Here is a 12951-nt window from a genome sequence, read left to right on the forward strand (position 1 = left end):
CTGCGCGGTCGCTGTGTGGCTGACAACGTCGCCGTGCATGGGGTGGCTTTTGCAAACGCTGCATGGATGATGCCTCTGCATTGCGCTTGCATTCGTTGCCCCACTGCATGCTCACCAACGCACCGACCCCATGCTGCCTGAGCTCGGCACCTTTCTGCTGATTCTGGCGTTGCTGGTGGCGTTGGTGCAGGCCGCACTGCCGCTGGCCGGTGCGCAGCGTGGGCGCAGCAGCTGGATGGCGGTCGCGCGGCCGGCCGCGCTGGTGCAACTGGGCCTGATCGCCGCAGCATTCGTGCTGCTGACGCATGCATTCCTGGTGCAGGATTTTTCGGTGCGCTACGTCGCCGAGAATTCCAACAGTTTGTTGCCTGTGATGTATCGCTATTCGGCAGTATGGGGCGCGCACGAGGGCTCACTGCTGCTGTGGACGCTGGTGCTGGCGTTGTGGACCGGTGCGGTGGCGCTGTGGTCGCGGCAGCTACCCGAACATGTCATCGCGCGCGTGCTCGGGGTGATGGCGCTGGTGAGTATTGGGTTCCTGGCGTTTTTGCTGTTCACCTCCAATCCGTTTGCGCGGTTGTTCCCGGTACCGCTGGAAGGCGCCGACCTCAATCCGTTGCTGCAGGACCCAGGCCTGATCATCCATCCGCCGATGCTGTATTGCGGCTACGTCGGCTTTGCAGTGCCGTTCGCCTTCGCCATCGCCGCGCTGCTGGAAGGCCGGATGGATGCACGCTGGCTGCGCTGGACGCGGCCATGGACCAATGTGGCCTGGTCGATGCTCACCGTCGGCATCGCGCTGGGCAGCTGGTGGGCGTATTACGAACTGGGCTGGGGCGGTTGGTGGTTCTGGGACCCGGTGGAAAACGCCAGTTTCATGCCGTGGCTGGTGGGCACTGCGTTGCTGCATTCGCAGGCGGTCACCGAAAAGCGCGGCAACTTCGCCAGCTGGACGTTATTGCTGGCGATTGCTGCATTTTCATTGTCGCTGTTGGGTACGTTTTTGGTGCGCTCGGGCGTGCTGACCAGCGTGCATTCGTTCGCGGCCGATCCCTCGCGCGGGCTGTTTATTCTGGTGTTCCTGCTGGCAGTGGTGGGTGGTTCGCTGGTGCTGTACGCGATTCGCGCACCGCGCTTGTCGCGGGTGGATGACCCGCGCCGCGCGTTCGCCGGCACCTCGCGCGAAACCTTGTTGCTGTTGAATAACCTGCTGCTCACCTGCGCCTGCGCGATGGTGCTGCTAGGCACGCTGTATCCGCTGCTGGCCGACGCGCTTGGGCTGGGCAAGTTGTCGGTGGGCCCGCCCTACTTCGGCACGCTGTTTTTGGTGTTGATGGCGCCGCTGGTGGCGCTGCTGCCGTTCGGCCCGCTGACCCGCTGGCAGCGCGAACAGGCCTCGCGCCCGTTGGCGATGCTGGCGCCCTGGGCGGGCCTGGCGGTTGCCGCAGGCGTGCTGGCATGGTTCGCCGCCCCGCAGGGTCAGCTGAAAGCGGCGATCGGTGTGGCCGGCGCGGTGTGGGTGCTGTTGGGCACGTTGCGATTCCTGTGGACGCGGCGCGCGGCCAAGGGACGGAAATTCACCGCCGAAATGCTCGGCATGGTGCTGGCGCATCTGGGCATGGCGGTGTTCCTGGCCGGTGCGCTGCTGGTGGAATCGCTGAGCCTGCAACGCGAGGTCGCCTTGGCACCCGGTGCGCAGATGCAGATCGGCCGCTACGCGTTGCACTTCGATCACGTCGAAGAATTGCGCGGCCCCAATTACGTCTCCGATCGTGCCAACCTGCAGGTGTTCAAGGACGATGCGCCGGTCGGCCTGCTGCATGCGGAAAAACGCCGCTACGCCAGCGGCGGGCAGACCTTGACCGAGGCGGCGATCCGCCCCGGTCCATTTGGCGATCTGTATGTCGCCCTTGGCGAACCGCTGGGCAATCAGGCCTGGGCGGTGCGCGTCCACCTCAAACCGTTCGTGCGCTGGATCTGGCTGGGGGCGCTGCTGATGGCGCTCGGTGGCCTGGTCACCGCGGCCGACCGGCGTTTTCGTCGTTCTCCGGAGATCCAAGATGGTTGAGTCACGTTCGCCCCGCCTACCCACTGCCGTACTCGTGGGTGCCATCGTGCTGCTGCTCGCACTTGCAGCGCTGCTGGTCTACGCGGTGGTGCGCTCCGGTCAGGACGATCGCGATGCCCTGCCCTCGGCGCTGATCGGCAAGCCTGCGCCGGAGTTCGCGCTGCCGCTGCTGCACGACCCCAGCATCGTGGTCCACGCACGCGAGCTGCGCGGCGCCCCTTACATTATCAACGTGTGGGGCAGCTGGTGCCCGGCCTGCCGCGAAGAACACCCGGTGCTGAGCCGCTTCGCACTGACAAAGCGCGTGCGCGTGATCGGCTACAACTGGAAGGACGAGCAAGCCGATGCGCTGCGCTGGCTCGAACAACTGGGCAACCCGTATCTGCTGGTGGTCGCCGACAAAGACGGCCGTACCGCGATCGACTTCGGTATCGCGGCGGCACCGGAAACCTTTCTGGTCGACGGGCGCGGCGTGGTGCGCTGGAAATACAGCGGCATGCTCACCCAATCCATCATCGACACGCAGCTGATTCCGGCGCTGAGCAAGATCGAACGCTCGCCCAGCGCCGCACCGGACCTGCACACCAGCCGATGATGCGCGCCTGGCTGCTGACGCTGCTGTTGTTGCCCTGGCTGGCACTGGCCCAGCCGGTCGGCGACCCGGCGCCGCTGCGCTACGCCTCTGCCGAAGAAGAAGCACGCTTCCACGCATTGACTGCCGAATTGCGTTGCGTGCAATGCCAGAACCAGTCGCTGGCCGACTCCAATGCGCAAATTGCGCAGGACCTGCGCCGCGAAGTGTTGGCGTTGATGCACGAAGGCCGCAGCGATACGCAGATCCGCCAGTTTCTGGTCGCGCGCTATGGCGAGTTCGTGCTGTATCGCCCACGTGTCGAATCGCGCACCTGGCTGCTGTGGTTCGGCCCGCTGCTGGTGTTGTTGCTAGGCGGTGGCGCGGTTGTATTCGTGGTTCGCCGACGCAGCGTTGCTGCGCCCGCCCTGCCCGCCGATGAGCAGGAGTGGTGATGGTTGGCTTCGTCATTGCAGTGGTGGTGCTGGCCTTGCTCGCGTTCGCCGTGGCGCTGCGGCCGCTGTGGCGCCAGACGCGCGGGCTGGCTGCCAGCGTCGCAGTGTTGTTGCTGGTGGCGAGCGCGGCCTTGTATTGGCTGGTCGGTACGCCGAGTGCGATTCAACAGCCGGCCAATCGACCGGCCACACCACGCTCGTTGGACGAAGCCATCGTGCAACTACGCGCGGCGCTGGCGAGCAATCCCGATCAGGCCGAAGGCTGGGTATTGCTGGGGCGCTCACTGTCCAGCCAACAGAAATTCGCCGAAGCGCGTGATGCGTTTGCGCGCGCGGTTGCGTTGCGCCCGGATGAGCCAGACGTGCTGGTGGCTGCCGCGCAATCGCGCATGCTTGCCGACGATAGCGGGCGCCCTGACCCAGAGGCCATGCGCTTGCTCGAACACGCGCTGGCGGTGCAACCGGACCATCAACGCGCGCGCTGGTTTCTCGGTGTGGTGCAGCGCCAGGCCGGTCAACCGGCCAGGGCCAGCGAGACCTGGACGCCGTTGCTCGCTGTGGTCGATGCCAACACGCGCCCCGGCCTGCTGGAACAGATCAATGCCGCGCGTGACGAGGCCAAGCTGGAACCGATCCAGGCGCCGGCTGCGCCCGCCGCTGCAGCCAGCGGCAACCGCATCCAGGTGCGCGTGACGCTGGATGCCGAATTCGCCAAACGCGCCGGCTTGCCCGGCGATACCAGCGTCTTCGTGATCGCGCGTGCCGCAGACACCCCGATGCCGGTGGCGGTGGAAAAACACGCGCTCAGCGACTTGCCGTTGACCATCACCCTGGACGATGGCGACAGCCCGATGCCGACGCGCACGCTGTCGTCGCTTGACAAAGTGCAGGTGCTGGCACGACTGTCGCGCAGCGGCAACGCAATGCGCCAGGCCGACGATGTGGAAAGCGCGCCAGTGATGGTGGCACTGCCTGCCGACGCGCCAGTGGAGTTGGTGATCGGGCGATGATTGCTCGCCACGTTTCGTTGCGACGCTTGGGCCAATGGACGAAGAGCGGCCACAAAACGTAGCGCGCAGTCGTAAGGCCGATGTGGACGGCGCAGAGGGATCGGAGTGTCACTTATCACATGCCGCACCGAGTAACGGCTGCGCCATCGTTGTGTTAGCTGCTACCAACGTCATCTGGATGGTCCCAAGCCGCGTTGGTCGAGGGTGCGATGCCCTCGCCGCTCGCGGGACACGCCGTAAACTCGTCCATGAGGGCTCGGTGGCCGCGTCCATGCCGCCACACGGTCCCGCAAGCGGTAAGGACACCGCGCCAGGACGTTGGTCGGTAGCCAAGTAAAAAGCGGGTCATCTCGCGGATTGCATTGGCTTGCTAGTACGGGCTGCAACCACATGAGATCTAGCGTATTAATCTAGCGCATTAGAAGTACGTCATGCATCGCTTGCACCATGCACACCGACTATCTCGACTGGTCCTTGCCCGCCCACCGTCGCGGGACCTTACGCGGCATGGATGCCGCGTAAGAGCCTACACGGACGTACTTGCGGCGTGTCCCGCGAGGGTGGGCGGGCAAGGACCCTGCAGCCAAGAAGCAGATCAGCGCTCTGAAGGCTGACATCAAGCAGCGCAAGGGCTCAAACCCATTCCCATCCTGCACCCGGCGCACGCCATGGCAGATAGAATTGCGACATGACTGAATTCATTCCCCCCGGCACGCGCTTCCACGCCCTGCCCTCGCCGTTTCCGATGAAGCGTGGCGGCGCGCTGCACCAGGCGCACGTCGCCTACGAAACCTGGGGCACGCTGGCCGCCGATCGCAGCAATGCGGTGTTGATCGTCACCGGTTTGTCGCCGAACGCGCATGCTGCGGCAAATCAAGCCAACCCCGAACCGGGTTGGTGGGAAGCGATGCTCGGACCAGGCAAGCCAATCGATACCGAGCGCTGGTTCGTGGTGTGCGTCAATTCCTTGGGCAGTTGCAAGGGCTCGACCGGCCCCGCCTCGATCGACCCCGCCACCGGCGCGCTGTATCGCCTGACATTTCCGGAGTTGTCGATCGAAGATGTGGCCGATGCTGCAGCCGATGTCGTGCGTGCGTTGGGCATCGAGCAACTTGCCTGCCTGATCGGCAACTCGATGGGCGGCATGACCGCGTTGGCGTTGCTGCTGCGGCACCAAGGCATTGCGCGCAGCCACATCAACATCTCCGGCAGCGCGCAGGCACTGCCGTTTTCGATCGCCATCCGCTCGCTGCAGCGCGAAGCCATCCGTCTGGATCCACACTGGAACGGCGGCCATTACGACGACACCCGTTATCCCGAATCGGGCATGCGTATGGCGCGCAAACTCGGTGTGATCACCTACCGCTCCGCGCTGGAATGGGACGGTAGGTTTGGTCGCGTACGATTGGATTCCGAGCAGGCTGCCGACGACCCGTTCGGCCTGGAATTCCAGGTCGAAAGTTATCTGGAAGGTCACGCACGCCGCTTCGTGCGCTTCTTCGATCCCAATTGCTATCTGTATCTGAGCCGCTCGATGGACTGGTTCGATCTGGCCGAATATGTCGCCGACAAACCGGTCATTGACGCCGGAGTCGATGGCCAGCAAGTCGATAATTCACACCTCGCCGCCAAGCCCGATACCGGCGTCTCCACCGACGCCACGGTGCTGGCCGGCTTGGCGCAGATCCGCATCGCGCGTGCGCTGGCGATCGGCGCCAACACCGACATCCTGTTTCCCGTGCAGCAACAGGAACAAATCGCCGAAGGCTTACGCGCCGGCGGCGCCAATGCCCAGTTTCTCGGGCTGGATTCGCCACAGGGCCACGACGCCTTCCTGGTCGATTTCGCGCGCTTCGGTCCGGCCGTGCGTAACTTTCTGGACGCTTGCTGATCTCCAGAACCACGCAACGGCGTCGTGGCCTGCCGCAGCGTGGTGGCCTGCCGCGCAAGACGCTGGCCCTGCTGTTTCTGATCGGCATGGCGGCGATGGTGGTTGCAGGTCGACTGCCGGCGCTGCTGGCACTGTGGTACGCGGCCGCCAGTGTGGTGGCGATGATCGTCTACCGGCGCGACAAGAGCGCAGCACAGCGCGGCCAGCAACGCACACCGGAAACGACCTTGCACATCATCGCGCTGCTCGGTGGATGGCCGGGGGCATTGTTGGCGCAGGGGCTGTTCCGACATAAATCCAGCAAGGCGGCCTTCCAGGCGTGGTTCTGGATCATCGTCATGGTGAACGTCGCCGTGTTGGTTCTGGCATTACGCCAGTCTGCACTGATGGCTGCATTACACGCGCTGCTGGAATGAGCCGCACACGTGCAATGCGTGCGTGCAAGAAATCAACGCGAACACCTGCAACCCCCGTCCGCACGACATGGGCATGGGTCGCCACCTATTCGCTGCTAGCGCATTGAAAGAAACGCGTCAGCGCAACAGTTCCAACACGCCCGCACGCATCCGATACCGCCGATGCACCACGCCGGCCGGCACGCTGTCGTGGGTGATCATCACCAGGCTGCGTTCGCCGAGCGCTGCAGATAGATCCAGCAACAACGCGTCTGCGGTATCCACATCCAGGCCGTCGGTGGGTTCGTCCAGCAACAGGATCGGTGCGTCGCGCAGCAGCGCGCGTGCGAGTGCCAGCCGGCGCGCCTGGCCGGCCGAGAGCGTTGCACCGTTTTCGCCAACCCAGGTGTCCAGCCCATTCTGCGCGGTGGCCCACTCGCGCAGCCGCACCTGATCCAGCACGCTCCACATGGCGGCATCGCTGGCGCTGGCATCGCCAATCAGCAGATTTTCGCGCACCGTGCCGGCAAAGACCGGGGCGTTCTGCGGCAGCCAGGCGATGCGTCGATGCCATTGCGTCTGCGCGAAGTGGCGCAGGTCGATATCGGCGTAGGTCACCTGCCCGGCTTGCGGGTCCCACAAGCGCAGCAGCAGCGCGGACAAGGTGCTCTTGCCGCTACCGCTGTCGCCGCTGATGGCGATACGCTCTCCAGGCGCCAGCGTCAGATCGAGCGCCTGCAACACCGGACGTACGCTGCCCGGCCACACAAAGCTGACCTGATGCAGCTGCAGCGTGCCGCTGCGCGGCGCATCCGTGGCGTGCGGCGGATCGACGACCGACGGCGCCTGATCGACGATGGACTGCAGGCGTTTGGCCGCAACGCGTGCGCTCTGCAGCGCCTGCAAGGCGAGCCCGGCGCCGGCCCACACTTCCAGCAACGCCATGGTCAAAAACACCAAGCCGGCCGCCATTTCCGCCGCAATCAATCCGCGCTCTGCCGCACTCAACCCAAGCCACACCATACCGGCCAGGCCGATGCCGCCACAGACGGCGTGCAGCAGATTGCCGCCGATCAAGCGACGGCGCTGAATGCGGTCGCCATCGACGACGGCCGCCGCCGCTGCATCGACCTGATGCAGCCAGGCACCTTGCGCATCGACAGCAGTCAGATCGGCTGCACCTTCCAGCCCTTCGAAGGCCTGCGTCCGCAATGCGGTGCGTTGCTGCGCGCGCAGCTGTTCGCGCTGCGCACCGCCGCGTGCCACCTGCCACGGCACCACGCCACCGATGACCACACCAAGCACGACCAGCAACACTGCAGCTGGCGGATAGATCAGCGCCGCTGCCCCCGCACCGGCAAGCCAGATACCGAGCAACGCAGTCAACGGCGCCAGCGCACGCACGCTCAATCCATCGACTTCGCCAATATCGGACATCAGCCGCGCCAGCAGATCGCCGGTACGCGTGGCCGACAACCGGCCTGGCGCAAGCGGCAACGCACGGCGGAAGAACCACACGCGCAGATCGCGGGCAATACGCAGGGTGGCATCGTGGCCGATCAATTTTTCGCCATAGCGCGAAACGATGCGCGCAAAGGTCAGCGCGCGAATGCCGGCCGAGGGTGAGAAGAAATTGAAACCCGTGCCCATGCCGGCAACACCCGCCAACGCGGCGGCGGTCAGGAAACTGCCGGACAGACCGAGCAAGCCAACGCCCGCCAGCATGGTGACCAGCACCAACAGCGCGGACAGCAGCAGGCGCCAGGCATGCAAGCGAAACACATCGCGCAGACGATCGGGGGGCGTGCTGTTCATGGCAGCTCCACTGCGACAGTGGCGCCGCGCAGATCGATCACCGTATCGGCCCAGCGCATCACCGCTGGGCTGTGCGTGGCCAGGATCACCGCGCGGCCGCGTGCGAACACGCCCAGCGTGCGCAGCAACTCCGCTTCGGTGTCCGGGTCGAGAAAGGCGGTGGGCTCGTCCAGCAGCAACAGGCCCGGCTCGCGCAGCAACAGCCGTGCCAGGGCCACACGACGCGCTTCGCCACCGGAGAGCCCAAACCCGCGTTCGCCGATCACCGTGTCCAGGCCGGCCGGCAGCTGAGCGGCAAAGCGCAGTACCTGCGCCGCGTCGGCCACCGCGTGCAGCCGCGCGTCGCTGGCCTGTGGATCGGCCAGGCGTAGGTTGTCGGCGATGCTGCCGTGAAACAGATACGGCCGCTGCGTGGCATAGCCGATGCGCGCACCCGGGCGCAACACCACGCTGCCCGCCTCGGGCGCAAGCCAGCCGGCAAGGCCTTCCAGCAAGGTGCTCTTGCCGCTGCCGCTTGCACCGATCACCGCCACGCGCTGCCCGGGCTGCAAGATCAGCGAAAAATTCTCCACCACCATGTGTGGCGCGCCCGGTGGACGCAGCGCCAGTCCACGCGCCTGCAACAATGGCGCATGTGCCTGCGCCGGTTCCAATGCACGCGGCGGCACCGTGGCTGCTTGCGCGATTGCGGGCGGCGCGAATCCTTCCAGCAAGCGCTCGGCTTCGGCCACCGCCGCCAGGGCATTGGCACGGTCGTGGTAATGCGCGGCCAGCCGCCGCAGCGGCGCAAAGAATTCCGGCGCCAGCAGCAGGCAGAACATGCCCGCGCCCAGCGTCGGCAAGCCGTGCAGATCGAGCATGCCCAGATAACTCAGGCCGAAGTACAGCGCCACGATCGCCACGCTCACCGAGGCGAAGAATTCCAGCACGGTGGACGACAGAAACGCGATGCGCAGCACCTTGAGCGAGCGCTCGCGCACGCCTTCGGCTGCGGCGGCAATGCCGCTCAACTCGGCCTCGCCGCGCCCGTACACACGTAGCAAGCCCAGGCCTTTGAGGCGATCGGCAAAATGCCCGCCCATCCGTGCCAGCTCGCCGAGTTGCTCGCGCCCCGCAGCTTCGGCACCCCAACCCACCAGCATCATGAAGAACGGGATCAGTGGCGCAGTCAGCAGCAACACCAAGCCCACCACCCAGTCGACCGAAAACACCGCGATCAGGATCAGCGGCGGCACCAGCATCATCTCGGTGCGTGCCAGTTGATAGCCAACGAAATAGCCCTCCAGCGCATCGGTGTGCGCCAGGCTCAGCTCGCCCAGTTCGCCGCTGCGTTGCCGACGCAACCACACCGGCCCGTGCTGCACCAGGCGGCGCGCGATGCGGGCACGCAGTTCGCGCTTGGCCACATCGGCCACCTCACCGGTCAGCGACTGCGCCCAGGCATTGAGCAAGGCACGTCCGACCAGCACAGCCAACAATCCCAGGCCCACATCACGCAAGCGCAGCAGCGGCAGATGCTGCACCAGCACCGCCTGCAGCAACCAGGCGATCGCCGCCGCTTGCGCCAGCAGCAGCACGCCCGACAGCGCGACCGCAACGCCGGCCAGCCGCTTCGCACGCGCAGCCGGTGCGGCGAGCGCATCCAGCCATTGGCCGCGTTGGCGGCGCTGGGCTGGCGTTTCGCTGGCTCGCACGCTGGGCTGGCTCACATCGCTCTCTAAGAAGACATCGTGTTGCAAGCGATTGTAAGTCGCCACTCCCCGCTACGGGCCGCGCATTGTGCCGCACCCGCTCGCCACGGCATTGATTTGAATCAACGCGCGTGTCGCGGCAAGCGCAGATGATCGGTTGCATTCCTTCATCGACACCCAACCAGGCCACCCCGCCATGATCGACTCGACAGTTGTTGAACTGTCGCGGCTGCAGTTCGCAGTCACCGCGATGTACCACTTCATCTTTCCGCCGCTGACCATGGGCCTGTCGTTCCTGCTCGGCATTATGGAAAGCGTCTATGTGATGACCGGCAAGCAGATCTGGCGGCGCATTACCATGTTCTGGGGCGTGCTGTTCGGCATCAACTTCGCCATGGGCGTGGGCACCGGCATCGTGATGGAGTTCGAGTTCGGCATGAACTGGTCGTACTACAGCCATTACGTGGGCGACATCTTCGGCGCGCCGCTGGCGATCGAAGGGCTGATGGCGTTCTTTCTGGAAGCGACCTTCCTGGGCCTGTTCTTCCTCGGCTGGAACCGCCTGAGCAAGGTGCAGCATCTGGTCACCACCTGGCTGGTGGCGCTGGGCAGCAACTTCTCGGCACTGTGGATCCTGATAGCCAACGGCTGGATGCAGAACCCGGCCGGCGCGGTGTTCAACCCGGACACCATGCGCATGGAAGTGGTCGATTTCATGGCAGTGCTGTTCAACCCGGTGGCGCAGGCCAAGTTCGTGCATACCGTCAGCGCGGGCTACGTGCTGGGTGCGGTGTTCGTGATGTCGATCAGCGCGTTCTATCTGCTGCGCGGCACCCATGTGGAGATGGCGCGGCGCTCGTTCGCGGTGGCTGCGGCATTCGGGCTGTTGTCGTCGCTGTCGGTGGTGGTGCTCGGCGATGAGAGCGGCTATGCCGCCAACGAACATCAGAAAATGAAATTGGCAGCGATCGAGGCGATGTGGGAAACAGAAGCCGCGCCGGCCGACTTCACCGCGTTCGGCATTCCCAATCAGCAGACCCATCGCAACGACTACGCGATCAAGATCCCGTATCTGATGGGCTTGATCGCCACCCGTTCGCTGGATGAGCCGATTCCCGGCATTCTGGAACTGGTGGGGCGCGCCGAGCACCGCATCCGCGGCGGCCAGATCGCCTACGGTGCATTGGAGCGCGTGCGCGCCAACAAGGACGATGCCGAAGCGCGCAAGGTGTTCGATGCGCATTGGCAGGATCTGGGCCACGGCCTGCTGCTCAAGCGTTATCGCGACGATATCGGCAATGCCACGCCGGAGCAGATCGCCCAGGCCGCCATGGACACCGTACCGCGCGTGCTGCCGCTGTTCTGGACCTTCCGCATCATGGCCGCCATCGGCATCTACCTGATCGTGTTCTTCGCCGTCGCGTTCTGGTTTGCCTGCAAGCACAACTTCCAGGACAAGCGCTGGTTCCTGACGCTGGCGCTGTGGACCTTGCCGCTGCCGTGGATTGCGATCGAGTGCGGTTGGTTCGTGGCCGAATACGGCCGCCAGCCGTGGGCGGTGGAAGGCGTGCTGCCGACCTTCTACGCCGCCTCTGGCCTGGATCTGTACGAAATCGTGTTGACCCTGGTCGGCTTCACCGCGCTGTACACCACGCTGCTGGTCATCGCGATCAAGCTGTCGCTGAAGACCATCCGCAAGGGCCCGGATGCGCTGTTTCCACCGACGTATCAAGGCACCTCGCCGAACGCCACATCGCCCCACGCTTCCTCACCCAGCGCCCCATTGAGCACCGGTGCGTTGGCCGGCGGCGCACCGTAAGCCAGGAGAAACACCATGGATTTCATCTTGCTCGACTACACCACACTGCGCGTGATCTGGTGGCTGCTGCTGGGCGTCTTGCTGTCCGGTTACGCGGTGATGGGCGGCTTCGATCTGGGGGTCAGCACGTTGCTGCCGCTGGTTGCCCGTAACGATGCCGAACGCCGCCTGGTGATCAACACCATCGGCCCGGTCTGGGAGGGCAACCAGGTGTGGCTGATCCTGGGCGGCGGCGCGATCTTCGCTGCGTTCCCGCCGCTGTACGCGGTGAGTTTTTCCGGATTCTATCTGGCGATGTTCCTGATTCTGTTCGCGCTGATCCTGCGTCCGGTCGGTTTCAAGTTCCGCGGCAAGCTGGCCGAACAGCGCTGGCGCAATAACTGGGACTGGGCGTTGTTTATCGGCGGCTGCATTCCGGCGCTGATCATGGGCGTGGCGGTCGGTAACGTGCTGCTCGGGGTGCCGTTCCATTTCGACGACAGCATGCGCATTTACTACACCGGCAATCTGTTCGGCTTGCTGACGCCATTCGCACTGCTCGCCGGGTTGCTCAGCGTGGCGATGCTGATGGCGCACGGGGCGGCGATGCTGGTGCTCAAGACCGATGGGCCGGTGGCAGAGCGTGCGGCGCGTTTCGGCAGCATCGCCGCGCTGTGTGCGGTGGCGCTGTTTGCGGCAGCCGGTGCATGGGTCGCGCTGGGTCTGCCTGGTTACGCGGTGACTTCGGTCCTGGCCACCAATGCGCCGACCAATCCGCTGGCCAAGACCGCCGCGCTCACCGCTGCCGGTGGCTGGCTGCACAACTACAGCAGCATGCCGGCGACCTTGATGGCACCACTGATCGGTCTGGTCGGGCTTGCGATGAATGCGCTGCTGCTGCGTGTGCGGCGTGGCGGCCTGGCGTTCATCGCTTCGGGTTGCGCCATCGTCGGCATCATTCTCACTGTCGGCTTTGCGCTGTTTCCGTTCCTGCTGCCCTCCTCCACTGCACCGCGCATGAGCTTGACGCTGTGGGATGCGTCCAGCAGCCGTCTGACGCTGTGGATCATGTTGCTGGCGACCGCGGTGTTCATGCCGATCGTGCTGGCCTACACAAGCTGGGTCTACCGCGTGCTCAAGGGCAAGGTCACGGCCGATGAACTGTCGGCCAATCCCAACGCGTATTGAGCGCGCCCGCTGCGACTGGTGCACAAGCACGTTGCCGCACCCGCTCGACATCTCACACCCTTCAACAAT

10 protein-coding genes and 1 other RNA gene are annotated in these 12951 nt (G+C 65.1%); 8 read left to right on the forward strand and 3 right to left on the reverse strand.

All coding sequences use genetic code 11. From position 1 onward, the window contains the following. Window positions 1-130 precede the first annotated feature (130 nt). Genes AC1KVG_RS02230 through AC1KVG_RS02245 form a run of 4 tightly spaced genes read left to right on the forward strand, consistent with a single transcriptional unit; the run spans window position 131 to window position 4104 of the window. A complete protein-coding gene (locus AC1KVG_RS02230) occupies window positions 131-2068 on the forward strand; it encodes a heme lyase CcmF/NrfE family subunit (RefSeq protein ID WP_481093354.1) in 1938 nt (645 codons plus the stop codon). Continuing rightward, window positions 2061-2663, forward strand: a complete 603-nt coding sequence (locus tag AC1KVG_RS02235) for a DsbE family thiol:disulfide interchange protein (protein ID WP_055826268.1) — start codon at window positions 2061-2063, stop codon at window positions 2661-2663. Before AC1KVG_RS02230 ends, AC1KVG_RS02235 begins: the two co-directional genes overlap by 8 nt. After that, entirely contained in the window at window positions 2660-3094 is a 435-nt protein-coding gene (locus AC1KVG_RS02240) for a cytochrome c-type biogenesis protein (RefSeq protein ID WP_023904170.1), read from the forward strand. Before AC1KVG_RS02235 ends, AC1KVG_RS02240 begins: the two co-directional genes overlap by 4 nt. Then, a complete protein-coding gene (locus AC1KVG_RS02245; RefSeq protein WP_481093355.1) occupies window positions 3094-4104 on the forward strand; it encodes a tetratricopeptide repeat protein in 1011 nt (336 codons plus the stop codon). Before AC1KVG_RS02240 ends, AC1KVG_RS02245 begins: the two co-directional genes overlap by 1 nt. A gap of 47 nt (window positions 4105-4151) precedes the next feature. Here the strand turns inward: AC1KVG_RS02245 and AC1KVG_RS02250 are convergent. Further along, window positions 4152-4225, reverse strand: a non-coding RNA gene (locus tag AC1KVG_RS02250) — sX9 sRNA. 567 nt (window positions 4226-4792) lie between these two features. Here AC1KVG_RS02250 and metX point away from each other — a divergent pair. Continuing rightward, window positions 4793-5995 carry a homoserine O-acetyltransferase MetX gene (metX, locus tag AC1KVG_RS02255; protein WP_481093356.1) on the forward strand — a complete coding sequence of 401 codons (1203 nt, stop codon included), beginning with the start codon at window positions 4793-4795 and terminating at the stop codon, window positions 5993-5995. Then, window positions 5989-6411, forward strand: a complete 423-nt coding sequence (locus AC1KVG_RS02260) for a DUF1294 domain-containing protein (RefSeq protein ID WP_481093357.1) — start codon at window positions 5989-5991, stop codon at window positions 6409-6411. The genes metX and AC1KVG_RS02260 overlap by 7 nt, the downstream gene beginning before the upstream one ends. 117 nt (window positions 6412-6528) lie before the next feature. Here AC1KVG_RS02260 and cydC read toward each other — a convergent pair whose 3' ends face one another. Together cydC and cydD are read right to left on the reverse strand one after the other, a co-directional pair. Further along, window positions 6529-8205, reverse strand: a complete 1677-nt coding sequence (cydC, locus tag AC1KVG_RS02265) for a thiol reductant ABC exporter subunit CydC (RefSeq protein WP_481093358.1) — start codon at window positions 8203-8205, stop codon at window positions 6529-6531. Then, window positions 8202-9944, reverse strand: a complete 1743-nt coding sequence (gene cydD, locus AC1KVG_RS02270; protein WP_481093454.1) for a thiol reductant ABC exporter subunit CydD — start codon at window positions 9942-9944, stop codon at window positions 8202-8204. Before cydD ends, cydC begins: the two co-directional genes overlap by 4 nt. A 148-nt stretch (window positions 9945-10092) precedes the next feature. Between cydD and AC1KVG_RS02275 the strand changes: the two genes are divergently transcribed. Both AC1KVG_RS02275 and cydB read left to right on the forward strand, forming a co-directional pair. Next, window positions 10093-11715 (forward strand): cytochrome ubiquinol oxidase subunit I, encoded by a 1623-nt coding sequence (locus AC1KVG_RS02275; RefSeq protein ID WP_481093359.1) that lies wholly within the window; start codon window positions 10093-10095, stop codon window positions 11713-11715. A 15-nt stretch (window positions 11716-11730) separates the two neighbouring features. Then, complete coding sequence (gene cydB / locus AC1KVG_RS02280; protein WP_481093360.1) at window positions 11731-12882, forward strand: cytochrome d ubiquinol oxidase subunit II; 1152 nt, start codon at window positions 11731-11733, stop codon at window positions 12880-12882. Window positions 12883-12951: the final 69 nt, after the last annotated feature.

This window comes from Xanthomonas sp. NCPPB 3959, from assembly GCF_056675575.1.

What these genes read in the sequence shown, in the direction of transcription:
- AC1KVG_RS02235 (WP_055826268.1), top strand. Translation starts at nt 2,061, where the DNA reads ATGGTTGAGTCACGTTCGCCCCGCCTACCCACTGCCGTACTCGTGGGT.
- metX (WP_481093356.1), top strand. Translation starts at nt 4,793, where the DNA reads ATGACTGAATTCATTCCCCCCGGCACGCGCTTCCACGCCCTGCCCTCG.
- AC1KVG_RS02240 (WP_023904170.1), top strand. Translation starts at nt 2,660, where the DNA reads ATGATGCGCGCCTGGCTGCTGACGCTGCTGTTGTTGCCCTGGCTGGCA.
- AC1KVG_RS02245 (WP_481093355.1), top strand. Translation starts at nt 3,094, where the DNA reads ATGGTTGGCTTCGTCATTGCAGTGGTGGTGCTGGCCTTGCTCGCGTTC.
- cydB (WP_481093360.1), top strand. Translation starts at nt 11,731, where the DNA reads ATGGATTTCATCTTGCTCGACTACACCACACTGCGCGTGATCTGGTGG.
- cydC (WP_481093358.1), bottom strand. Translation starts at nt 8,205, where the DNA reads ATGAACAGCACGCCCCCCGATCGTCTGCGCGATGTGTTTCGCTTGCAT.
- AC1KVG_RS02275 (WP_481093359.1), top strand. Translation starts at nt 10,093, where the DNA reads ATGATCGACTCGACAGTTGTTGAACTGTCGCGGCTGCAGTTCGCAGTC.
- AC1KVG_RS02230 (WP_481093354.1), top strand. Translation starts at nt 131, where the DNA reads ATGCTGCCTGAGCTCGGCACCTTTCTGCTGATTCTGGCGTTGCTGGTG.